Source organism: Streptomyces sp. 142MFCol3.1 (assembly GCF_000424945.1).
In the GTDB taxonomy this organism is placed as follows: Bacteria; Actinomycetota; Actinomycetes; order Streptomycetales; family Streptomycetaceae; genus Streptomyces; species Streptomyces siamensis.
In genome coordinates, this window is record NZ_AUKV01000022.1 from 128,283 (window position 1) to 150,717 (window position 22,435).

At 71.8% G+C, this 22,435-nt stretch carries 19 protein-coding genes; 2 read left to right on the plus strand and 17 right to left on the minus strand.

The window, feature by feature from the left end; all coding sequences use genetic code 11:
* Nucleotides 1-212 precede the first annotated feature (212 nt).
* Together H305_RS0129720 and fmt are read right to left on the minus strand one after the other, a co-directional pair.
* The gene (locus H305_RS0129720) at nt 213-1,646 is read right to left on the minus strand and encodes an RsmB/NOP family class I SAM-dependent RNA methyltransferase (RefSeq protein WP_028803676.1); all 1,434 of its coding nucleotides are present in this window, start codon (nt 1,644-1,646) and stop codon (nt 213-215) included.
* A 121-nt stretch (nt 1,647-1,767) separates the two neighbouring features.
* Nucleotides 1,768-2,700, minus strand: a complete 933-nt coding sequence (fmt, locus tag H305_RS0129725; protein ID WP_028803677.1) for a methionyl-tRNA formyltransferase — start codon at nt 2,698-2,700, stop codon at nt 1,768-1,770.
* Nucleotides 2,701-3,036: 336 nt separating this feature from the next.
* Here fmt and H305_RS0129730 point away from each other — a divergent pair, with 336 nt between their 5' ends.
* Nucleotides 3,037-3,624 carry a hypothetical protein gene (locus tag H305_RS0129730; protein WP_028803678.1) on the plus strand — a complete coding sequence of 196 codons (588 nt, stop codon included), beginning with the start codon at nt 3,037-3,039 and terminating at the stop codon, nt 3,622-3,624.
* Between the two features lie 528 nt (nt 3,625-4,152).
* Here H305_RS0129730 and H305_RS0129735 read toward each other — a convergent pair.
* From H305_RS0129735 to pyrR, 14 genes are all read right to left on the minus strand, one after another.
* Nucleotides 4,153-6,300 (minus strand): primosomal protein N', encoded by a 2,148-nt coding sequence (locus H305_RS0129735; protein WP_028803679.1) that lies wholly within the window; start codon nt 6,298-6,300, stop codon nt 4,153-4,155.
* Between the two features lie 199 nt (nt 6,301-6,499).
* Nucleotides 6,500-7,708, minus strand: a complete 1,209-nt coding sequence (gene metK, locus H305_RS0129740; RefSeq protein WP_028803680.1) for a methionine adenosyltransferase — start codon at nt 7,706-7,708, stop codon at nt 6,500-6,502.
* A gap of 240 nt (nt 7,709-7,948) precedes the next feature.
* Nucleotides 7,949-9,151 (minus strand): bifunctional phosphopantothenoylcysteine decarboxylase/phosphopantothenate--cysteine ligase CoaBC, encoded by a 1,203-nt coding sequence (gene coaBC / locus H305_RS0129745; protein ID WP_028803681.1) that lies wholly within the window; start codon nt 9,149-9,151, stop codon nt 7,949-7,951.
* Nucleotides 9,152-9,276: 125 nt separating this feature from the next.
* Nucleotides 9,277-9,546 (minus strand): DNA-directed RNA polymerase subunit omega, encoded by a 270-nt coding sequence (rpoZ, locus tag H305_RS0129750; protein ID WP_028803682.1) that lies wholly within the window; start codon nt 9,544-9,546, stop codon nt 9,277-9,279.
* 37 nt (nt 9,547-9,583) lie between these two features.
* Complete coding sequence (gmk, locus tag H305_RS0129755) at nt 9,584-10,141, minus strand: guanylate kinase (RefSeq protein ID WP_028803683.1); 558 nt, start codon at nt 10,139-10,141, stop codon at nt 9,584-9,586.
* 37 nt (nt 10,142-10,178) lie between these two features.
* Nucleotides 10,179-10,502: an integration host factor gene (locus H305_RS0129760; protein ID WP_016638838.1), complete on the minus strand. Its 324-nt coding sequence runs from the start codon at nt 10,500-10,502 to the stop codon at nt 10,179-10,181.
* Nucleotides 10,503-10,856: 354 nt separating this feature from the next.
* A complete protein-coding gene (gene pyrF, locus H305_RS0129765; protein ID WP_028803684.1) occupies nt 10,857-11,699 on the minus strand; it encodes an orotidine-5'-phosphate decarboxylase in 843 nt (280 codons plus the stop codon).
* Nucleotides 11,696-12,802, minus strand: coding sequence for a quinone-dependent dihydroorotate dehydrogenase (locus tag H305_RS0129770; protein ID WP_028803685.1), 1,107 nt, complete (start codon nt 12,800-12,802; stop codon nt 11,696-11,698). Before H305_RS0129770 ends, pyrF begins: the two co-directional genes overlap by 4 nt.
* Before the next feature lie 105 nt (nt 12,803-12,907).
* A complete protein-coding gene (gene carB / locus H305_RS0129775; protein ID WP_028803686.1) occupies nt 12,908-16,216 on the minus strand; it encodes a carbamoyl-phosphate synthase large subunit in 3,309 nt (1,102 codons plus the stop codon).
* On the minus strand, nt 16,209-17,351 hold the full coding sequence (carA, locus tag H305_RS0129780) for a glutamine-hydrolyzing carbamoyl-phosphate synthase small subunit (protein ID WP_028803687.1): 1,143 nt from the start codon (nt 17,349-17,351) through the stop codon (nt 16,209-16,211). The genes carB and carA overlap by 8 nt, the downstream gene beginning before the upstream one ends.
* The gene (locus H305_RS0129785; protein WP_028803688.1) at nt 17,348-17,965 is read right to left on the minus strand and encodes a hypothetical protein; all 618 of its coding nucleotides are present in this window, start codon (nt 17,963-17,965) and stop codon (nt 17,348-17,350) included. The genes carA and H305_RS0129785 overlap by 4 nt, the downstream gene beginning before the upstream one ends.
* Nucleotides 17,962-19,248: a dihydroorotase gene (locus tag H305_RS0129790; RefSeq protein WP_028803689.1), complete on the minus strand. Its 1,287-nt coding sequence runs from the start codon at nt 19,246-19,248 to the stop codon at nt 17,962-17,964. The genes H305_RS0129785 and H305_RS0129790 overlap by 4 nt, the downstream gene beginning before the upstream one ends.
* A gap of 4 nt (nt 19,249-19,252) precedes the next feature.
* Nucleotides 19,253-20,287, minus strand: a complete 1,035-nt coding sequence (locus tag H305_RS0129795; protein ID WP_028803690.1) for an aspartate carbamoyltransferase catalytic subunit — start codon at nt 20,285-20,287, stop codon at nt 19,253-19,255.
* Nucleotides 20,288-20,381: 94 nt separating this feature from the next.
* Nucleotides 20,382-20,972, minus strand: coding sequence for a bifunctional pyr operon transcriptional regulator/uracil phosphoribosyltransferase PyrR (gene pyrR / locus H305_RS0129800; protein ID WP_028803691.1), 591 nt, complete (start codon nt 20,970-20,972; stop codon nt 20,382-20,384).
* Nucleotides 20,973-21,225: 253 nt separating this feature from the next.
* Between pyrR and bldD the strand changes: the two genes are divergently transcribed.
* Nucleotides 21,226-21,726, plus strand: a complete 501-nt coding sequence (gene bldD, locus H305_RS0129805) for a transcriptional regulator BldD (protein WP_028803692.1) — start codon at nt 21,226-21,228, stop codon at nt 21,724-21,726.
* A 272-nt stretch (nt 21,727-21,998) separates the two neighbouring features.
* Here the strand turns inward: bldD and nusB are convergent, their stop codons facing one another.
* Complete coding sequence (nusB, locus tag H305_RS0129810) at nt 21,999-22,433, minus strand: transcription antitermination factor NusB (protein WP_028803693.1); 435 nt, start codon at nt 22,431-22,433, stop codon at nt 21,999-22,001.
* Nucleotides 22,434-22,435 lie beyond the last annotated feature (2 nt).

Consider the following 22,435-nt stretch of genomic DNA (forward strand, 5'->3'; position numbering starts at 1 on the left):
GGGCCGCCCGGGCGCCGTGGCGGCGACGACCGGGTCCCCGCCGGGCCGGGATCCGACGCCACCGTCACGCGGTGCCCCCACCGTCCGCGCCGGACGGGAACGACCGTCCAGCGGTGGACCAAAGCCGGCTCCCGCGGTGAACCGGTGTCACCGTCCCGCGGTGAACGGGCGTCGGCCCCCCGCAGTGAACGGCCGTCGGCGTCCTGTGGCGTTCACCCGGTGCGGCGGATCAGGGCGAGGTACATCGCGTCCGTGCCGTGCAGATGCGGCCACAGCTGAACGTCGGGGCCGTCGCCCAGGGCCGGTACGCCCGGCAGGAACGGGCGGGCGTCGAGCAGTTCGGCGGAGCCGGCGTCGTAGTGCTTGAGCACGTCGTCGACGACCGCGCGGGTCTCCGCGAGGTGCGGCGAGCAGGTCGCGTATCCCACGACACCGCCGACCCGCACCGAGTCGAGCGCCGTCCGCAGCAGCCCGCGCTGGAGGGGGGCGAAACCGTCGAGGTCGTCGGGGCGACGCCGCCAGCGGGCCTCGGGACGGCGGCGCAGCGCGCCCAGACCCGTGCAGGGGACGTCCATGAGCACACGGTCGAAGGTGCCGGGCCGCCACGGCGGCCGGGTGCCGTCGGCGGCGATGACCTGGTAGGGCCCGGGGTTTCCCGCGAGGGCCTTCGCCACCAGACCCGCGCGGTGCGGCTGCTTCTCGGAGGCCAGCAGCACCGCGCCGCGTTCGGCGGCGAGCCCGGCCAGCAGGGCGGCCTTGCCACCGGGGCCGGCGCAGCCGTCCAGCCAGGTCCGGTCGGGCCCGTCCAGCGGCGCGTTCGCGAGGGCGAGCGCGACCAGCTGGCTGCCCTCGTCCTGGACGCCCGCGCGCCCCTCCCGCACGGCGTCGATGGCGCCCGGCTCGCCGCCCTCGGTGAGCCGGACCGCGTAGGGCGACCAGCGGCCAGGGAGCGCGGACTCCTCGCCGAGCGCGTCGAGCAGTTCGTCGGCGCCGAGACGGCCGGGTCGGGCGACGAGCGTGACCTCGGGCCGTTCGTTGTCCGCTTCGAGCAGGTCCTCGATTCCGGCACGGCCGCCGCCGAGCGAGTCCCACAGCGCGGAGACGACCCAGCGCGGATGCGAGTGCACGACGGCGAGATGGTCCTCGGGGTCCTCGTCGTAGGGCGGTGCGACCTGCTCCAGCCAGCCGTCGAGATCCTGCTGCGCGACCTTGCGCAGCACGGCGTTCACGAACTTGGCGCGCCCGTCACCGAGCACGACCCGGGCGAGTTCGACGGCGGAGGAGACAGCGGCGTGCGTCGGGATCCGCGTCCCGAGCAGCTGGTGCACGCCCAGGCTGAGCACGTCCAGCACCGGCGGATCGACCTCACGCAGCGGCCGGTCGACGCAGGCCGCGATGACGGCGTCGTACGTGCCCTGCCGGCGCAGCGTTCCGTAGACCAGCTCGGTGGCCAGCGCCGCGTCCCGCCCGTCGAAGTCGCCCTTCTCCCGGGCCTTGCGCAGCAGCGGCGGCAGGACGAGGTTCGCGTACGCGTCACGCTCGTCCACGGCCCGCAGCGCTTCGAAGGCGAGCATGCGGACCGGGTCCTTCTGGGGACGGCGGTAGGGCTTGCCGGGTTTGCGCGGCCGACGGGACTGCTCACTCACGAAAAAGGTGCTCCGGATCCTGGATGGTTCGACCCGTCCAGCCTACGTCCGTACGGGCACGGCCGACCCCGCGGGCCGGGTGCGCGCGCGTGCGCGCACCCGGCCCGCGGGGACGTCGTCATCAGACGCCGAGCCGCTCCCCGGAGGGGATGCGCACTCCGCGCGCCCAGTCCGCGGCGCGCATCGGCTTCTTGCCCTGGGCCTGGACCCAGAGCAGCTCCACGGCGTACGAACCGGTCCCCGCGTACACGTTGTTCTTGCCGACGGCCAGCTCGCCCGGGGCGAGGTCGGTGTGGTCCGGGAGCGGGGCGACCTGGATGAGCTTGAGCCGCTCACCCCGGAAGAGGGTCCACGCGCCCGGCGCGGGCGTGCAGCCGCGCACCAGCCGGTCGACGCGGAGCGCCGGGGCGGACCAGTCGACGTGGGCGAGCTCGACGGTGATCTTCGGCGCCGTGGTGACGCCGTCGGCGGGCTGCGGCACCGCCTTGAGGGTGCCGTCCTCGATGCCGTCCATCGTCGCGGAGAGCAGCCCCGCCCCGGCGAAGGCGAGCCGTGTGAGCAGGTCCCCGCTGGTGTCCGTGTGCCGGATCTCCTCGGTGACGGTGCCGTACACCGGGCCCGAGTCGAGGCCCTCCTCGATCAGGAAGGTGGAGGCGCCGGTGATCTCGTCCCCCGCCATGATCGCGTGCTGCACGGGGGCCGCGCCGCGCCAGGCTGGCAGCAGCGAGAAGTGCAGGTTGACCCACCCGTGCGCGGGGACGTCCAGCGCGACCCGGGGCAGCAGCGCGCCGTAGGCGACGACGGGGCAGCAGTCCGGAGCGATCTCCCGCAGCCGGGCCAGGAAGTCCTCGTCGCGCGGCTTGGCCGGCTTCAGCACCTCGATCCCGGCCTCCTCCGCGCGCTGGGCGACCGGGCTCGCGACGAGCCGGCGGCCCCGTCCGGCCGGGGCGTCGGGCCGCGTGACGACGGCGGCCACCTCGTGGCGCCCGGAGGCGATCAGGGCGTCCAGGGCGGGAACGGCGACCTCGGGGGTACCTGCGAAGACGAGCTTCATGGGTGGCGGCTGGCCTCTCGGGCGGGAGTTCGTATCGGCTCGCGCGACAGCCGGCGAACCAGGTCGTGCGGGGCAACGCACCAGTCTATGCGGCACGGGGGCCCACGGCTCGGGAGTATCCGCGCGGGGCGCGTACGCCCCCGGGAGGCGGGCCGAACGGCGCGCCTCCCCATCCGCCTTCTGGGGGCGTACGCGTCAAGACGCGCCCCGTGCATATGCCCTTACGCGCCCGCAGCGTGACCACTCACCCGGAAACGCGTTGGTCAAGAAAGAGTTGACCACAAGGGCCGCATACGCGGCCCGATCCTTTTCAACGCCGGTTCGAGAGGCTTGTTCATGGCCGACCACGCAACCCACGACGCCCAGGCTCGGGCCAGCCTGCACTTGCTGGTGCGCGACATCGAGCGGGTCCGCCGGCAGGTGGACGCACTGCGCACGCTCACCGCCCAGTTGGGCAACGTCTACCGTCCGCGCCGCTCCGGCCCCTCCACGGGCTTCGTCGTCTACGGGCGCGCCCCCGCCCCGACCGTCCGTCTCGCGCAGGAGCTGCGGGACAGCGTCGAGACCCTGGTCACGGCCGCCGTGGACTTCGACCGCTCACTCGGTTTCTCGTGGGACGCGGTGGGCTCGGCCCTCGGGGTCACCAAGCAGGCGGTGCACCGCCGTTACGGTGCCCGCCGCGCCGCCGCCCAGGCCGCCGCGGAGGCGGAGCGCGCCACGGAGACGGCGGGCACCCGCGCCGTGGCCGTCAACACCGGCATCCCCACGGAGACGGCGGGCACCCGTGCCGTGGCCGTCAACACCGGCATCCCCACGGTGCCGACCGTCCCCGCCGCCCGCTCCATGCCGACTCAGCCGACGGGGAGCCCCACCCTCCGCGAAGAGGTCAGGCCCACGGCGTTCCCGGGCCCGCGCAACGGCTGATCCGCCGTCTCTGCCTCCCGGTGTCCAAAGCCGACCCGGGGGGCAGACGTATGCCCGCGCGCGTGCCGAGTCCTGCCGGGCACCCCAACCGCAGTCGGCCCGGGCCGGACGCGCACCCGGCGGGCAGACCCGTCGGGCGAGCACCGGTCGAGGGCCCCGGCAGAACACACGGACCGACGCCGGCCTCGCGCCCGGCCGAACGCTCTGTGCGAGCGCCCACGCCATGTCTAGCGGAACGCTCGTGCGAGCACCCACCCGGCACCGAGCCGAACGGCCGACGCGAACTCTCACCCCACACCGCGCCGAACGACCGACACGAGCACCCACTCCGCACCGAGCCGAACGGCCGACACGAGCACCCGCACCCACGCCGCGCCGAACAACCGACACGAGCACCCACCCCGTGCCGAGCCGAACAGCCGACACGAGCACCCGCCCTCACGCCGCGCAGGACGACCGACGCAAGCACCCACCCCACACCGACCCGGGCGGCCGCTGCGAACGCCGCCGCATCGCGCCGGGCGGGACTCACCCGATGTCGAGCGGATCGACGCGGATCCGTATCGGCTCGCTCCCGCCGCGCGCCAACCGCGCCGCCTGCGCGGTCTTCAACGCGGCCGCCAGCGCGGCTCCGCTCCCCGGTGGCACCCGCACGAGGGCCCGCTCCCAGTGCTCCCCGGGCGGCGGCCCACCGGCCCGCCGAGGCCGCCCCGCCTCCGTACCGGGCACCGGGACGGGCCCCAACACCTGTGCATCGTGGGGCAGTTGGGCGGCCGCGAGGAACTCCGCCAGCGCCTCCGGCGCACCGGACACCGCGGCCATCCGCGACACCGGCGGGAAACCCAGCTCGGCCCGCTCGGCGAGCTCCCGCACTGCGTGCCCGACCGGATCCCAGCGGACCAGTGCCTGGACCGGACGCAGCGTCGGCTCGGCGACGACCGCCACGGTCCCGCCGGCGCCCTGCGGACGGACGAGCGCCGCCGCGGCCAGCCAGCGCCGCAACGCGTCCTCGCCGGCCCGCAGATCGGGCCGCCCGAGCATCGCCCAGCCGTCCAGGAGCAGCGCGGCCGCGTACCCGCCCTCGGCCACCGGTTCGGCGCCCGGAGTGCTCACGACCAGGGCGGGCGCCTCGGAGACGGTGTCCAGCACCTGCTCCCGCCCGGACGTACGGACCGGGACGGCCGGGAAGGCCCGCCCCAGCTCCTCGGCGGTGCGCCGCGCCCCCACGATCTGTGCCCGCAGCCGGAAGCCTCCGCATGCGGGGCAGTGCCAGGCAGGCTCCCCGCGCCCGCACCAGTCGCACCGCAGCTCGCCCGCGTCCTGCGCCTGGAGCGGTCCCGCGCAGTGGCGGCAGCGCGCGGGGGCCCGGCACTGCGCGCAGGCCATCCGGGGTACGTAGCCGCGACGCGGCACCTGCACCAGCACGGGGCCGTGCCGCAGTCCCTCCCTGACGGTCTGCCAGGCGAGTGTGGGCAGTCTGGCCGCGCGGGCCGCCTCGTCCCGGGCGAGGTCCCCGTCGCCGACGGTCCGTACGAGTGGCGCCGCCGCACGGACCTGGTCGCGGTCCGCGACCAGCGGCAGCGCCCATCCGCTCTCGACGAGCTGCGCGGCCTCCACCGTGCAGCTCCAGCCGCCCAGCAGGAAGCCGCACCGGTCGCGCGAGGCCCGCAGCTCCAGCACCTCCCGGACGTGCGGGAAGGGGGCGTTGTCGTCGCTGTGTCCGGCGTCGCCGTCGTCCCAGACGACGACGAGCCCCAGGTTCCTCACGGGCGCGAACATGGCGGCGCGGGTGCCGACGACTGCCCGCACGGCCCCGCGCCGTACGGCGAGCCATTCGCGGTAGCGCCGCTCCTGCCCGGCGTCGGCCGTCAGCACGGCGTGCTGTCCCTCCCCCAGCAGTGCCGTCAGGGCGGCGCCGACGCGGGCGGCGGGCCGGCCCGCCGGTACGACGACCAGTGCCCCGCGCCCGGAGGCCAGCGTCGCCTGCACGGCCCGGGCGATCTCCTCGGCCCACTGGGGCCCGGGCAGCGCGGTCCACACGGCCCGTGGGGCACCGCCGGAGGCGAGCGAGGCGAGGAAGTCCGCCCCGCGGCCGTACCGCTGCCAGGTGCCCGGGGCGGGGGCCGGGGGCGGAGGCGGTGCGGGTGTGGACTCCCGGGCCTCGGCCCGCGCGTGCCGGGGCGGGACGGCGAGTTGCAGCACATCGGCCAGGGAGCCGGCGTAGCGGTCGGCGACGGCCCGGGCGAGGCCCAGCAGTTCGGCGTCCAGGACGGGTTCGGGCGACACGACCTGCGCGAGCGCGGCCAGCGGCCCGCTGTAGTCGGACTCGGCGATCCGCTCGACGACGAACCCGTCGATGAGTCCGCCGCCCTCACGGCGCCCGTCGCGCACATTGCGGCCGCCGGCGCCGAACCTGACCCGGACCCGCACGCCCGGCTGCGCGGCCTCGTCGAGCTCCTCGGGCACCGCGTAGTCGAAGTACCGGTCGAGATGCAGCACGCCCTTGTCGACCAGCACCCGCGCCACGGGCAGCTCCTTAGCCAGCGCAGCCCCCCGCCAGGTACGCGGCTTGGCCTTCGGCGCCTTGGCCTTGCGCACGGCCTCCCGGATCAGCGCGAGCTGCTCGGGCGGCGCACTCTCCGCGCCGCCTTCCCCCTGACCGTTCTCGCTGCTCACAGCAGCATTCCTACCAGACGCCACCGACACGGGACGGGCGTCCCGGCGCCCACCGGCAGGGGCCGGGCATCCCGCACCTCACGCCACGGGCCGGGCGCCCGAGCGCCGTGGCCCGGGCCGGACACCGGTCCCCGTCACGAACACCGAGGCCCGGCTCCCCCGAAGGGCAGCCGGGCCTGGTGACGGTACCGGTCGGGCCTTACAGACCCGCGGCCCGGCGCAGCGCGTCCACGCGGTCCGTGCGCTCCCAGGTGAAGTCGGGCAGCTCGCGGCCGAAGTGGCCGTACGCCGCCGTCTGCGAGTAGATCGGGCGCAGCAGGTCGAGGTCGCGGATGATGGCCGCGGGGCGGAGGTCGAAGACCTCGCTGATGGCGGTCTCGATCTTCTCGGCCTCGACCTTTGCGGTGCCGAAGGTCTCGACGAAGAGGCCGACGGGCTCGGCCTTGCCGATGGCGTAGGCGACCTGGACCTCGCAGCGAGAGGCGAGGCCCGCGGCGACGACGTTCTTCGCGACCCAGCGCATGGCGTAGGCGGCGGAGCGGTCGACCTTGGACGGGTCCTTGCCGGAGAAGGCGCCGCCGCCGTGGCGGGCCATGCCGCCGTACGTGTCGATGATGATCTTGCGGCCGGTGAGGCCGGCGTCGCCCATCGGGCCGCCGATCTCGAAGCGGCCGGTCGGGTTGACCAGCAGGCGGTAGCCCTCGGTGTCCAGCTTGATGCCGTCGTCCAGCAGCGCCTTCAGCTCCGGCTCGACGACGAACTCGCGGATGTCGGGGGCCAGGAGCGAGTCCAGGTCGATGTCGCTCGCGTGCTGCGAGGAGACGACGACCGTGTCCAGGCGGACCGCCTTGTCGCCGTCGTACTCGATGGTGACCTGGGTCTTGCCGTCGGGGCGGAGGTAGGGGATGGTGCCGTTCTTGCGGACCTCGGACAGGCGCCGCGAGAGCCGGTGCGCCAGGTGGATCGGCAGCGGCATCAGGTTCGGCGTCTCGTCGGTCGCGTAACCGAACATCAGGCCCTGGTCGCCGGCGCCCTGCTTGTCCAGCTCGTCCTCGTCGCCCTCGACCCGGGACTCGTACGCCGTGTCGACACCCTGCGCGATGTCCGGGGACTGCGAGCCGATCGACACCGAGACGCCGCAGGAGGCTCCGTCGAAGCCCTTCTTGGACGAGTCGTAGCCGATCTCGAGGATCTTGTCGCGCACCAGCTGCGCGATCGGCGCGTACGCCTTGGTCGTGACCTCGCCGGCCACGTGCACCAGGCCGGTCGTGATCAGCGTCTCCACGGCGACGCGGGACGTGGGGTCCTCACGCAGGAGCGCATCGAGAATGGTGTCGCTGATCTGGTCAGCGATCTTGTCGGGGTGACCTTCGGTCACGGACTCCGAGGTGAACAGGCGACGGGACACAACGCTCCCTGTGGTTGCAGCGGCTGCTGGCTGATCATTGGTGGACGGGACGGGGGCTGCGCCCGGCGTCGTCCGAGAACAGTTTATCTGTCGTGCCCACCGGCAGGTCCCCCTGTCTCGCTTGTCGGAAGCGCTGTGACCTGCGGCACGGGCATTCTGCGCCATGGCGATCCGCCTCCGCCAGGGCCACCGCACCTGTTTTTGCGCGCCGGGAGGCATCTGCCGGGACGGGTGAGAAAGCTACTCCGATCGGCGCGTCACGAGGTCCCACACGGTATCGGCCAGCGCTTCCTTGGGCCCGTGGGCCACCGGGGTCTCGCTGCCGTCGGCTCCGAGCACGACGGCCTCGTTCTCCTCGGAGCCGAAGGTCTTGCGCTCGCCCACCTCGTTCACCACGAGGAAGTCGCAGCCCTTGCGCTCCAGCTTCTTCCGGCCGTTCGCGAGGACGTCGTCCGTCTCGGCGGCGAAGCCGACCACCACCTGGCCGGCGCGCGCCCGCGTGGCCGAGATCTCCGCGAGGATGTCGGGGTTGCGGACCAGGGCGACGGGCTCGGGCTCCTGGCCGTCCTTCTTCTTGATCTTCCCCGCCGCGTAAGCCGCCGGGCGGAAGTCGGCGACCGCCGCCGCCATCACGACGACGTCGGCGTCCCGGGCCGCCTTCAGCACCGCCTCGCGCAGCTGTACGGCGGTGCCGACCTGGACGACGTCCACGCCCGCGGGGTCCGGCATGCCGGTGTTCGCGGCGATCAGCGTGACGCGGGCTCCGCGTGCGGCGGCGGTGCGGGCGAGGGCGTACCCCTGCTTGCCGGAGGAACGGTTGCCGAGGAAGCGGACCGGGTCGAGGGGTTCGCGCGTGCCGCCCGCGCTGACGACGACATGCCGTCCGGCGAGGTCGGGCTCGGTCACGCCGCGGGCCAGCACCCGGCGGCAGACCTCGAAGATCTCCGCGGGCTCGGGCAGCCGCCCCTTGCCGGTGTCGACGCCGGTCAGTCGCCCGACCGCGGGTTCGATGACGACGGCCCCGCGGCGGCGGAGCGTCGCCACGTTCTCCTGGGTGGCGGGGTGTTCCCACATCTCCGTGTGCATGGCGGGCGCGAAGACGACCGGGCAGCGGGCGGTGAGCAGGGTGTTGGTCAGGAGGTCGTCGGCCAGGCCGTGGGCCGCCTTGGCGAGCGTGTCGGCCGTCGCGGGAGCCACCACGACGAGGTCGGCCTGCTGTCCGATGCGGACGTGCGGGACCTCGTGGACATCCGACCAGACCTCGGTGGACACGGGGTGGCCGGAGAGGGCAGACCAGGTGGCCGCGCCGACGAAGTGCAGCGCGGACGCGGTGGGCACGACGCGTACGTCGTGACCGGACTCCGTCAGCCGTCGCAGCAGCTCACACGCCTTGTAGGCGGCGATGCCGCCGCTGACCCCCAGAACGACCTTCGGCTTGTCCACCGGACCTCCCCGCACTCGACTACGTACAACCCCATGACACACCACAGGCCCGACAGTCGCGCTGCCGGGCCTGTGGACAAGACTTCTGCAATCTGCAGATCTTGCTTACGGTGTGAGATTGCCGACTACGCCGGGCCCTCGATGGCCTCGGAGGTCAGCAGACCCGCGTTGATCTCGCGCAGGGAGATCGAGAGCGGCTTCTCGTGGACGTGGGTGTCGACGAGCGGACCGACGTACTCGAGAAGGCCCTCGCCGAGCTGCGAGTAGTACGCGTTGATCTGACGGGCGCGCTTGGCGGCGTAGATCACGAGGCTGTACTTCGAGTCGGTGGCCTCAAGGAGCTCGTCGATCGGAGGGTTGATGATGCCCTCGGGCGCGGTGATGGAAGAGGACACGCTCTGCCTTCCGAAAGGTGGGATTGATCAGTGAAGATCACACAACGTCCATCAAGGCTAGCAGCTCGCGCGCCACGTCCTCGACGGAGGTGTTGACCAGGGTGACATCGAACTCCGGCTCGGCCGCCAGCTCGATCTTGGCCGCTTCCAGACGGCGCTCGATCACCTCGGGCGGTTCCGTGCCCCGCCCGGTGAGCCTGCGCACCAGCTCCTCCCAGGAGGGCGGAGCCAGGAACACGAGCAGAGCCTCCGGCATGGACTCGCGAACCTGACGTGCGCCCTGGAGGTCGATCTCCAGGAGGACCGGCACGCCGGCCTCCAGGTGCTCCAGGACCGCCGCGCGCGGCGTCCCGTAGCGATTGCCGGCGAACTCGGCCCACTCCAGGAGCTCACCGTTGGCGATGAGCTTGTCCATCTCCTCGTCGGAGACGAAGAAGTAGTGGACTCCGTGCTTCTCACCGGGGCGCGGCTTGCGTGTCGTCGCCGACACGGAGAGCCAGACCTCGGGGTGTTCCTTGCGCATATGGGCGACGACCGTGCTCTTGCCGACCCCGGAGGGGCCGGAGAGCACGGTCAGCCGCGGACGTTCACTCATGCAGCGATTATTCCAGCAATCCCGGAGTGCCCAGGACTCAGGCGCCGGAGCCGCCGAACTCGCGCTCCAGGGAGGCGATCTGGTTCGAGCCGAGGCCGCGCACGCGGCGGCTCTCGGAGATCCCGAGTCGCTCCATGATCTGCTTGGCGCGGACCTTGCCCACGCCCGGCAGGGACTCAAGGAGGGCGGAGACCTTCATCTTGCCGATGACGTCGTTCTCCTGGCCCTGCTTGATGACCTCGTGAAGGGAGGCGCCGGAGTGCTTGAGTCGATTCTTGACCTCGGCCCGCTCCCGGCGAGCCGCGGCGGCCTTTTCGAGCGCGGCTGCGCGCTGTTCAGGGGTAAGGGGCGGAAGAGCCACGCCTACGTCACCTCGGATGTCGAACTGTCGGATACGGACCGGTGAGGAACCTAGTCGCCCCACACCTGGGGAGCTACGAGCAACACGCTTGCCCGTTCTCCCCCACTGCCTTGAAGCGTGGGAGGTGCCCCCACTCGACGGAGACTAGCGGGCAAGCGCGCCAGAGTCAGCGAGAACAGCGGAAAAGTCCTGGTCAGCCTCCCTGGAGCCAGACATTTCCGACATACTGCCCCGGATTTGAGGATGTATTCAGACTCAAGGCGCTCCGCGGACACTCATCGGAGGACTGCCGATCGAGGGTCGGAGTGCTCGCCGGACCGTCCCGGCGGTCCGGCGAGCGGCGGCCGAAGGCCCTCAGGCGGCCTCGACGGCGGCCCTGATCTCCTCCGCGAAACGCTCCGCGGCCTCCCGCAGCGCGACGACGTCGGGACCGTGACTCAGAACACCCCGGCTCACGTTCGGGACGACGTTGCGCACGGCCGCTCCGAAGACACCCGCCAGATCGCCCGCCTTAGCTCCCTGGGCGCCGATCCCCGGCGCGAGAAGGGGGCCGTTGATGTCGAGGTCGTAGGAGGACAGATCACCGAGCGTGGCACCGACCACGGCGCCGAAGGAGCCGAGCGGCGACTCCCCCGCGTTCTCGGCGGCCAGGTGCCCGAGCACGGTCGCCCCGACGTTCCGGCCGTCGGCACGGACGGCGTGCTGGACCTCGCCGCCCTCCGGGTTGGACGTCAGCGCGAGCACGAAGAGGCCGGAACCGCTCTCGCGGGCCAGTTCCACCGCGGGCTTCAGCGAGCCGTAGCCGAGGTACGGCGAGACGGTCAGCGCGTCCGAGAAGAGCGGCGCGTCCTTGCGCAGGAAGGTCTCCGCGTACGCGGCCATGGTCGAGCCGATGTCGCCGCGCTTGGCGTCCATGACGACCAGGGCACCGGCCGCACGGGCCTCCTCGACCGACTTCTCCAGCACCGCGATCCCGCGTGAGCCGAAGCGCTCGAAGAACGCGCTCTGCGGCTTGAGGACCGCCACCCGGTCGGCCAGCGCCTCCACGACGGTGCGGCTGAAGCGCTCCAGGCCCGCGATGTCGTCGCCGAGGCCCCAGTCGGTGAGCAGGGACGCGTGCGGGTCGATGCCCACGCACAGGGGCCCGCGCTCGTCCATCGCGCGGCGCAGACGTGCGCCGAAGGGTTCCAGGCTCATGCGGATTTCCTCACGTCGGCGCCGACGGCGTCGGCGAGGGTGGCGTACGGGCTCGTACGGAGGCGCGCGGCGAGCCCCTTGTGGATGGCGCGGCCCCAGAAGGGGCCCTCGTAGACGAAGGCGCTGTAGCCCTGGACCAGCGTGGCGCCGGCCAGGATGCGCTGCCAGGCGTCCTCGGCGTTCTCGATGCCTCCGACGCCCACCAGGGTGATCCGGTCGCCCACGCGCGCGTAGAGGCGGCGCAGGACCTCCAGGGAGCGCGCCTTCAGGGGCGCTCCGGAGAGGCCGCCGGACTCCTTGACCAGGCAGGCGTCGGACTTCAGGCCGAGGCCCTCGCGCGCGATGGTGGTGTTGGTCGCGATGATGCCGTCCAGACCGAGCTCCACGGCGAGGTCGGCGACCGCGTCGACGTCCTCGTCGGCGAGGTCGGGAGCGATCTTGACCAGGAGCGGCACGCGGCGGCCGGTGACCGAGCGGTCGGCGGCCTCGCGCACGGCGCTCAGCAGCGGGCGCAGTGCCTCGGTCGCCTGGAGATTGCGCAGACCGGGTGTGTTCGGGGAGCTGACGTTGACGACGAGGTAGTCGGCGTGCCGGGCGAGTCGCTCGGTCGACTTCACGTAGTCGCCGACGGCGTCCTCCTCGGGGACGGCCTTGGTCTTGCCGATGTTGACGCCGACGACCGTCCTGAAGACGGGCGTGCGGGCGGCCAGCCGCTCGGAGACGGCCGCGGAGCCCTCGTTGTTGAACCCCATGCGGTTGATCAGTGCCCGGTCCTCGACGAGGCGGAACAGCCGCTTCTTCGGGTTGCCGGGCTGCGGCTCCCCCGTCACGGTGCCGATCTCGATGTGGTCGAAGCCCAGCATCGACATGCCGTCGATGGCGACGGCGTTCTTGTCGAAGCCGGCCGCAAGCCCGAAGGGGCCGTGCATGCGCAGGCCGAACGCCTCCGTGCGCAGTTCCTCGTGGCGGGGCGCCAGCGCCGCCGCGAGGAACGTCCGCAGCACGGGGACGCGGGCGGCCAGACAGATCCAGCGAAAGGCGAGGTGGTGGGCCTGCTCGGGGTCCATCCGTTTGAAAACCAGACGGAAGAAAAGCTTGTACATCTCTGTGTCCTCGTCAGACGTGTCCTCGTGAGACCCAGGGACCGGGACCTCATGAGGAGCCTCATGAAGAGGGGGACACCGTTTCCGGTGTCCCCCTCGGGGCTGCTAGTCGCGGGCCGCGGTCAGATGCTCGGCGTGTTCCTGGAGCGAGCGCACGCCCACGTCGCCGTGGTTGAGCGCGTCGATCCCCTGGACGGCGGCGGCGAGCGCCTGGACCGTGGTGAGACAGGGCACGGAGCGGGCCACCGCGGCCGTACGGATGTCGTAGCCGTCGAGGCGGCCGCCGGTGCCGTACGGCGTGTTGACGATGAGGTCGACCTGGCCGTCGTGGATCAGCTGGACGATGGTCTTCTCGCCGTTCGGCCCCTCGCCCTCGCTCTGCTTGCGCACGATCGTGGCGTTGATGCCGTTGCGCTTGAGGACCTCGGCGGTGCCGGACGTCGCGAGCAGTTCGAAACCGTGGGCGACGAGTTCACGCGCCGGGAAGATCATCGAGCGCTTGTCGCGGTTGGCGACCGAGATGAAGGCGCGGCCCTTGGTCGGCAGCGGACCGTACGCGCCCGCCTGCGACTTGGCGTAGGCCGTGCCGAACACCGAGTCGATGCCCATGACTTCGCCGGTGGAGCGCATCTCCGGGCCGAGCACCGTGTCGACGCCGCGCCCGTGGATGTCGCGGAAGCGCGACCACGGCATGACGGCCTCCTTGACGGAGATCGGCGCGTCGAGCGGCAGCGTGCCGCCGTCGCCGTTCGCCGGCAGCAGGCCCTCGGCCCGCAGTTCGGCGACGGTCGCGCCCAGCGAGATGCGGGCGGCGGCCTTCGCCAGCGGCACCGCGGTCGCCTTCGAGGTGAAGGGGACGGTGCGCGAGGCGCGCGGGTTGGCCTCGAGGACGTAGAGGATGTCGCCGGCCATCGCGAACTGGATGTTGATCAGACCGCGGACGCCGACGCCCTTCGCGATGGCCTCGGTCGAGGCCCGCAGGCGCTTGATGTCGAAGCCGCCGAGCGTGATCGGAGGCAGGGCGCACGCCGAGTCGCCGGAGTGGATGCCGGCCTCCTCGATGTGCTCCATGACGCCGCCGAGGTAGAGCTCCTCGCCGTCGTAGAGCGCGTCGACGTCGATCTCGATCGCGTCGTCGAGGAAGCGGTCGACCAGGACCGGCCGGGACGGGCTGATCTCGGTGGACTCGGCGATGTAGGACGACAGCCGGGTCTCGTCGTAGACGATCTCCATGCCGCGCCCGCCGAGGACGTACGAGGGGCGCACCAGGACCGGGTAGCCGATCTCGTCGGCGATGGCCTTGGCCTCGGCGAAGGTGGTGGCCGTGCCGTGCTTGGGGGCCGGCAGGCCCGCCTCGGCGAGGACGCGGCCGAAGGCGCCGCGGTCCTCGGCGGCGTGGATCGCCTCGGGGGACGTGCCGACGACCGGCACGCCGTTGTCCTTGAGTGCCTGCGACAGGCCCAGCGGGGTCTGGCCGCCGAGCTGCACGACCACACCCGCGATCGGGCCGGCCAGCGACTCCGCGTGGACGATCTCCAGGACGTCCTCGAGGGTCAGCGGCTCGAAGTACAGCCGGTCGGAGGTGTCGTAGTCGGTCGACACGGTCTCCGGGTTGCAGTTGACCATCACGGTCTCGTAGCCGGCGTCGCTGAGCGCGAAGGAGGCGTGGACGCAGGAGTAGTCGAACTCGATGCCCTGGCCGATGCGGTTCGGGCCGGAGCCCAGGATGATCACGGCGGGCTTCTCGCGCGAGGCGACCTCGCTCTCCTCGTCGTACGAGGAGTAGAAGTACGGCGTCCTCGCGGCGAACTCGGCGGCGCAGGTGTCCACCGTCTTGTACACCGGGCGCACGCCGAGCGCGTGCCGCACCTCACGGACGACGTCCTCGCGCAGCCCGCGGATCTCGGCGATCTGCGCGTCGGAGAAGCCGTGCCGCTTGGCCTCGGCGAGCAGCTCCGGGTCCAGCTTCTCGGCGGCGGCCAGCTCGTCCGCGAGCTCCTTGATCAGGAAGAGCTGGTCGACGAACCACGGGTCGATCTTCGTCGCCTCGAAGACCTCCTCGGGCGTGGCCCCGGCGCGGATGGCCTGCATGACGGAGTTGATGCGCCCGTCGGTGGGCCGGACGGCCTCGCGCAGCAGCTCGGCCTTGTCGCCGGGCTCGCCGACGAAGGTGAACTGGCTGCCCTTCTTCTCGAGCGAGCGCAGCGCCTTCTGGAGCGCCTCGGTGAAGTTGCGGCCGATCGCCATGGCCTCGCCGACCGACTTCATGGTCGTGGTCAGCGTGGAGTCGGCGGAGGGGAACTTCTCGAAGGCGAAACGCGGGGCCTTCACGACGACGTAGTCGAGGGTCGGTTCGAAGGACGCCGGGGTCTTCTCGGTGATGTCGTTCGGGATCTCGTCGAGCGTGTAGCCGACGGCGAGCTTGGCCGCGATCTTGGCGATCGGGAAGCCGGTCGCCTTGGAGGCGAGCGCCGAGGAGCGCGAGACGCGCGGGTTCATCTCGATGACGATGATGCGGCCGTCGTCCGGGTTGACCGCGAACTGGATGTTGCAGCCGCCGGTGTCGACGCCGACCTCGCGGATGATCGCGATGCCGATGTCGCGCAGCCGCTGGTACTCGCGGTCGGTCAGCGTCATGGCCGGCGCGACGGTGATGGAGTCGCCGGTGTGGACGCCCATCGGGTCGAAGTTCTCGATGGAGCAGACGACCACGACGTTGTCGTTCTTGTCGCGCATCAGCTCCAGCTCGTACTCCTTCCAGCCGAGGATGGACTCCTCCAGGAGCACCTCGGTGGTCGGGGAGAGCGTGAGCCCCTGGCCGGCGATGCGGCGCAGTTCCTCCTCGTCGTGGGCGAAGCCGGAGCCGGCGCCGCCCATGGTGAAGGAGGGGCGCACGACGACGGGGTAGCCGCCGAGCGTGTCGACGCCCTTGAGGACGTCGTCCATGGAGTGGCAGATGACGGACCGGGCGGACTCGCCGTGGCCGATCTTCTCGCGCACGGCCTCGACGACGCCCTTGAAGAGGTCGCGGTCCTCGCCCTTGTTGATCGCCTCGACGTTGGCGCCGATGAGCTCGACGCCGTACTTCGCGAGCACACCCTGCTCGTGCATGGAGATCGCGGTGTTGAGCGCCGTCTGGCCGCCGAGGGTGGGCAGCAGCGCGTCGGGGCGCTCCTTGGCGATGATCTTCTCGACGAACTCCGGGGTGATCGGCTCGACGTAGGTGGCGTCGGCGATCTCCGGGTCGGTCATGATCGTCGCCGGGTTCGAGTTCACGAGGATGACCCGCAGGCCCTCGGACTTCAGGACCCGGCACGCCTGGGTGCCGGAATAGTCGAACTCGGCGGCCTGGCCGATGACGATCGGGCCGGAGCCGATGACCAGGACGGACTGGATATCGGTGCGCTTAGGCACGCTGGCCCTCCATCAGGGATACGAAGCGGTCGAACAGGTAGGCGGCGTCGTGCGGGCCGGCTGCCGCTTCGGGGTGGTACTGGACGCTGAAGGCCGGCTGGTCGAGCAGTCGGAGGCCCTCCACCACGTTGTCGTTGAGGCAGACGTGGGAGACCTCGGCGCGGCCGTAGGGGGTGTCGGACACCTTGTCGAGCGGGGCGTCGACGGCGAAGCCGTGGTTGTGCGCGGTGACCTCGACCTTGCCGGTCGTGCGGTCCTGCACGGGCTGGTTGATGCCGCGGTGGCCGTACTTCAGCTTGTAGGTGCCGAAGCCGAGCGCACGGCCGAGGATCTGGTTGCCGAAGCAGATGCCGAAGAGCGGGGTCCTGCGCTCCAGCACCGCCCGCATGAGCGCGACGGGGCCGTCGGCGGTGGCCGGGTCGCCCGGGCCGTTGGAGAAGAACACGCCGTCGGGGTTCACGGCGAAGACGTCCTCGGCCGTGGCCGTCGCGGGCAGGACGTGCACCTCGATGCCGCGCTCGGCCATCCGCCGCGGGGTCATGCCCTTGATGCCCAGGTCGACCGCGGCGACGGTGAACTTCTTCTCGCCGATCGCGGGCACGACGTACGTCTCCTTGGTGGCGACCTCGGCGGAGAGGTTCGCGCCCTTCATCTCGGGCGCCTGGCGCACCTCGGCGAGCATGGTGCCCTCGTCGGGCAGGGCGTTGCCGGAGAAGATGCCGACGCGCATGGCGCCGCGCTCGCGCAGGTGGCGGGTGAGGGCGCGGGTGTCGATCCCGCTGATGCCGACGACGCCCTGGTGGCGCAGCTCCTCGTCCAGCGAGCGCTTGGCCCGCCAGTTGGAGGGCACGCGCGCGGGGTCGCGTACGACATAGCCGGAGACCCAGATGCGCTCCGACTCGGGGTCCTCGTCGTTGACGCCGGTGTTGCCGACGTGCGGGGCGGTCATCACCACGACCTGGCGGTGGTACGACGGGTCGGTGAGGGTCTCCTGGTAGCCGGTCATGCCGGTGGAGAACACCGCTTCGCCGAAGGTCTCCCCCACGGCCCCGTAGGCGCGGCCGCGGAAGATCCGGCCGTCCTCCAGGACGAGTACCGCGGGAACCTTCGAGGCTCCCCTTGTGGAGGTCGTCATCGTGCGCCTTCCGTTTCCGTCTTGTTGATCATGGAGTTGATTGCGTCGACCCAGTCGCCGTGCTCGGCCGCGCGGTCCGAGCGGAAGCCGGAGTCGATCAGCCTCTCGCCGTGCGCCCAGGTGACGACCAGCAGCCCGCCCTCGGTGAGGACCTTGCCGGCGATGCCCTTGTCCAGCCGGGCCTCGCGCAGCGCGGCGGCCGGGACGAAGAAGTCGGCGGCGCCGGGGCGCACGACGTCCAGTCCCTCGTCCGTCAGGGTGAGCTCGACCCGGCTGCGGGTGCCCAGGCCGTGCGCCACGATCCGGTCGAGCCACTGCCCGGCGGTGGTGGAGCCGTGGTAACGGCCGCTCATGCTCAGTCTCGCCGGGCCGGGGTGTTCCGGCACTCCAGGCAGCCGCGGCTCGCCGGATGCGTCGAGGGTGCCGGCCCACGGGCGGGTGGGCAGCTCGGGCAGGTCTCCCTGGAGGGTGCCGCGCCACTTCCAGCCCTCGCGCATCAGCCAGTAGACGAGTGCGACGAACAGGGCGAGGCCCACGAGCCAGCCGATCCGGGCGGCCCAGTCGGTCACTTCCGCCGACTTCTGTTCGGCGGCCATCGAGATGAGAGGTGTCACGCGAGCTTCCCGTCGACGAGGGTGGCCTTGCCCCGCAGCCAGGTGTGCGTGACCCGGCCCGGCAGCTCGCGGCCCTCGTAGGGGGTGTTGCGGCTGCGCGAGGCGAAGCCCGCGGGGTCCACGGCCCCACGGTATGCCGTGTCCACCAGCGTGAGGTTCGCGGGCTCACCAGCCGAGACGGGACGTCCGTGACCGGCGGCCCGGCCGATCCGCGCGGGATTGACGGACATGCGGTCGGCGACACCGGCCCAGTCGAGCAGTCCGGTCTCCACCATCGTCTGCTGGACGACGGACAGGGCGGTCTCCAGGCCGACCATGCCCATCGCCGCCGCCGCCCACTCGCAGTCCTTGTCCTCGTGCGGATGGGGCGCGTGGTCGGTGGCGACGATGTCGATCGTGCCGTCGGCGAGGGCCTCGCGCAGGGCCATGACGTCGCGCTCGGTGCGCAGCGGCGGGTTGACCTTGTAGACCGGGTCGTAGGTGCGCACCATTTCGTCGGTGAGCAGGAGGTGGTGCGGGGTGACCTCGGCGGTGACGTCGATGCCGCGGGACTTGGCCCAGCGGACGATCTCGACGGAGCCGGCGGTCGAGAGGTGGCAGATGTGGACGCGCGAGCCGACGTGCTCGGCGAGCAGGACGTCCCGGGCGATGATCGATTCCTCGGCCACCGCAGGCCACCCGCCGAGGCCCAGCTCGGCCGAGACGACGCCCTCGTTCATCTGGGCGCCCTCGGTGAGGCGGGGCTCCTGGGCGTGCTGGGCGACGACGCCGCCGAAGGCCTTCACGTACTCCAGCGCACGGCGCATGATCACCGCGTCGTCCACGCACTTGCCGTCGTCGGAGAACACGGTCACGCCGGCCGCGGACTCGTGCATGGCGCCCAGTTCGGCGAGCTTCTTGCCCTCCAGGCCGACGGTGACGGCGCCGATGGGCTGCACGTCGCAGTAGCCGTGCTCCCGCCCGAGCCGGTAGACCTGCTCGACGACGCCGGCGGTGTCGGCGACGGGGAAGGTGTTGGCCATGGCGAAGACGGCTGTGTAGCCGCCGCAGGCCGCGGCGCGGGTGCCGGTGAGCACGGTCTCGGAGTCCTCGCGGCCCGGCTCGCGCAGGTGGGTGTGCAGGTCGACGAGTCCAGGAAGGAGCACCTTGCCGTCGGCCTCGACGACCTCGGCGCCGTCGGCGGACAGCCCGGTGCCGACCGCCTCGACGACCTCGCCGTCGATGAGGACGTCCTGCGGCTCGCCCCCGAGCACCTTCGCACCACGGATCAGGATCTTGCTCATGGTCTTACTTCTCCTCGTCCGCGGAAATGGTGTGCGCGGCGCGCTCGTTGGAAGGCTGGTGGTGGGAGACGGGCGGGCGGGTGTGGGTGACGGCGGGCTCGTTGCCGCCGAGCAGCAGGTACAGGACGGCCATCCGGATGGAGACGCCGTTGGCGACCTGCTCGACGACGGTGCAGCGGTCGGAGTCGGCGACCTCGGCGGTGATCTCCATGCCGCGGACCATCGGGCCGGGGTGCATCACGATGGCGTGCTCGGGCATCCGCGCCATGCGGTCGCCGTCGAGGCCGTAGCGCCGCGAGTACTCGCGCTCGGTCGGGAAGAACGCCGCGTTCATCCGCTCGCGCTGGACGCGCAGCATCATCACCGCGTCGGACTTGGACAGGGTGCTGTCGAGGTCGTAGGAGATCTCGCACGGCCAGGACTCGACGCCGACGGGCACCAGGGTCGGCGGGGCGACGAGGGTGACCTCGGCGCCGAGGGTGTGCAGCAGGTCGACGTTGGACCGGGCGACGCGGCTGTGCAGGACGTCGCCGACGATCGTGATGCGCTTGCCGGACAGGTCCTGGCCGATGCCGGCGTCTCGGCCGACGAGGCGGCGCCGCATGGTGAAGGCGTCGAGCAGCGCCTGGGTGGGGTGCTGGTGGGTGCCGTCGCCGGCGTTGATGACGGCGGCGTCGATCCAGCCGGAGGTGGCCAGCCGGTAGGGGGCTCCGGAGGCGCCGTGCCGGATGACGACGGCGTCGACGCCCATGGCTTCGAGGGTCTGGGCGGTGTCCTTGAGGGACTCGCCCTTGGAGACGCTCGACCCCTTGGCGGTGAAGTTGATGACGTCCGCCGAGAGGCGCTTCTCGGCGGCCTCGAAGGAGATCCGGGTCCGGGTCGAGTCCTCGAAGAAGAGGTTCACGACGGTGCGGCCGCGCAGGGTCGGCAGCTTCTTGATCGGCCGGTCGGCGACCCGGGCCATCTCCTCGGCGGTGTCGAGGATCAGGACGGCGTCGTCGCGGGTGAGGTCGGCGGCCGAGATGAGATGACGCTGCATCTGTCAGGCTCCGTAAGGCAGTTCAGGAGGATTCGGGCATGCGGGGGCGCGCAGGGCACTCGTTCGGCGTACGGCGGTGCCGTACGGCGGAGTGCTACTGCCGCTCGCCCGGGGAGGTCCGCTTCGCGCCGAGCAGCACGGTGTCGCGACCGTCCTCCTCGGCGAGCTGGACCTTGACCGTCTCCCGCAACGACGTGGGGAGGTTCTTGCCGACGTAGTCGGCACGGATGGGCAGTTCGCGGTGGCCGCGGTCGACGAGCACGGCGAGCTGCACGGCACGCGGACGGCCGATGTCGTTCAGCGCGTCGAGCGCGGCGCGGATGGTGCGGCCGGAGAAGAGCACGTCGTCGACGAGGACGACCAGGCGGCCGTCGATGCCGTCACCGGGGATCTCGGTGCGGGCCAGCGCGCGCGGCGGGTGCATGCGCAGATCGTCGCGGTACATGGTGATGTCGAGGGAGCCGACCGGGATCTTTCGGCCGGTGATCTCTTCGAGCTTGGCCGCGAGTCTGCGGGCCAGGAAGACGCCTCGGGTGGGAATGCCGAGGAGCACCACGTCGTCGGCGCCCTTGGCGCGCTCGACGATCTCGTGGGCGATACGGGTCAGCACCCGCGCGATGTCGGGGCCTTCGAGAACGGGCCGTGCATCGGACTCGTGCTGCGGCTTGTCCTGCTCTGTGTCCATACGAAACGGACCTCCTTCTCCGCCTCACGGGACGGATCATTAAAGGACGTCGGAATTGCGCCATCGACCTTACCAGCCCGGCAACGCGCCTGATCACATCCCTTTGAGCCACCGCGCGTGACTCCCACGGAAGGGTCGCTGCGAACCGTTCGGCTTGACGGGGAAGAGTAACGCTGCGTAACCTCACAGTGAGTCACCAGAGTCACCAGCCGCGCGGCGGAGCCGCACGTTGATACAGCGTCCGGGGAGCTATATGTCCAGCGAATACGCCAAACAGCTCGGGGCCAAGCTCCGCGCCATCCGCACCCAGCAGGGCCTTTCCCTCCACGGCGTCGAGGAGAAGTCCCAGGGTCGCTGGAAGGCGGTCGTGGTCGGATCGTACGAGCGCGGAGACCGCGCGGTCACCGTGCAGCGCCTCGCGGAGCTGGCGGACTTCTACGGAGTGCCGGTGCAGGAGCTGCTGCCGGGCACCACCCCGGGCGGAGCCGCCGAGCCGCCGCCGAAGCTCGTCCTCGACCTGGAGCGTCTTGCCCACGTCCCGGCGGAGAAGGCAGGCCCTCTCCAGCGATACGCGGCCACGATCCAGTCGCAGCGCGGTGACTACAACGGCAAGGTGCTGTCGATCCGCCAGGACGACCTGCGCACCCTCGCCGTCATCTACGACCAGTCGCCCTCGGTCCTCACCGAGCAGCTGATCAGCTGGGGTGTCCTGGACGCGGACGCGCGTCGCGCCGTCACCCACGAAGAGGCCTGAGCCCTTCGCACCACTCAGCAGAAACGTGCCGCCGGGGTGGCCGGAACCATGGTGTTCCGGCCACCCCGGCGGCCTTCTGAGCGCCTCAGGAGCCTCCCGGATACCAGAACGCCGGAGGGCCCGCAGCACGATCTGCTGCGGGCCCTCCGGCGTTTCGTACCTCCGCGCGCGTGGCGTGCGTGGTACCGCGCCTGCGCGTGCGCCACACGCCCGGTGGCGCACACCCGCGGGCACCGCCCTTGCGGGCGCACGCCCGGGTGCGCGTCGTGCGGCTAGGCCTCGTCGCGGCGGAGCGACGGCTTCAGGTCCTTCAGCCGGCCCAGCAGGCCGTTCACGAACGAGGGCGAGTCGTCCGTGGAGAACTCCTTGGCCAGCTGCACCGCCTCGTCGAGCACCACGGCGTCCGGGGTCTCGTCGACCCAGATCAGCTCGTAGGCGCCGAGGCGGAGGATGTTGCGGTCGACGACCGGCATCCTGTCCAGCGTCCAGCCGACGGCGTACTGCGCGATGAGCTCGTCGATCCGCGACACCTTCTCGGCGTAGCCCTCGACCAGCTCCATCGTGTACTCGCTCACCGGAGGCTGCCGCGTGTCGGTCCGGGAGTGCCGGATCCAGTCCGCGAGGACCGTCAGGACGTCCACGCCGCGCTGGTCGCCCTCGAAGAGGATCTGGAAGGCGCGCTTGCGTGCCGTGTTGCGGGCAGCCACGG

Bases quoted from the DNA above. Each gene is read 5' to 3' on its own strand.
- fmt (WP_028803677.1), bottom strand. From the start codon at position 2,700: ATGAAGCTCGTCTTCGCAGGTACCCCCGAGGTCGCCGTTCCCGCCCTG.
- H305_RS0129730 (WP_028803678.1), top strand. From the start codon at position 3,037: ATGGCCGACCACGCAACCCACGACGCCCAGGCTCGGGCCAGCCTGCAC.
- gmk (WP_028803683.1), bottom strand. From the start codon at position 10,141: ATGAGTGAACGTCCGCGGCTGACCGTGCTCTCCGGCCCCTCCGGGGTC.
- pyrF (WP_028803684.1), bottom strand. From the start codon at position 11,699: ATGAGCCTGGAACCCTTCGGCGCACGTCTGCGCCGCGCGATGGACGAG.
- H305_RS0129770 (WP_028803685.1), bottom strand. From the start codon at position 12,802: ATGTACAAGCTTTTCTTCCGTCTGGTTTTCAAACGGATGGACCCCGAG.
- carA (WP_028803687.1), bottom strand. From the start codon at position 17,351: ATGACGACCTCCACAAGGGGAGCCTCGAAGGTTCCCGCGGTACTCGTC.
- H305_RS0129790 (WP_028803689.1), bottom strand. From the start codon at position 19,248: ATGAGCAAGATCCTGATCCGTGGTGCGAAGGTGCTCGGGGGCGAGCCG.
- H305_RS0129795 (WP_028803690.1), bottom strand. From the start codon at position 20,287: ATGCAGCGTCATCTCATCTCGGCCGCCGACCTCACCCGCGACGACGCC.
- pyrR (WP_028803691.1), bottom strand. From the start codon at position 20,972: ATGGACACAGAGCAGGACAAGCCGCAGCACGAGTCCGATGCACGGCCC.
- bldD (WP_028803692.1), top strand. From the start codon at position 21,226: ATGTCCAGCGAATACGCCAAACAGCTCGGGGCCAAGCTCCGCGCCATC.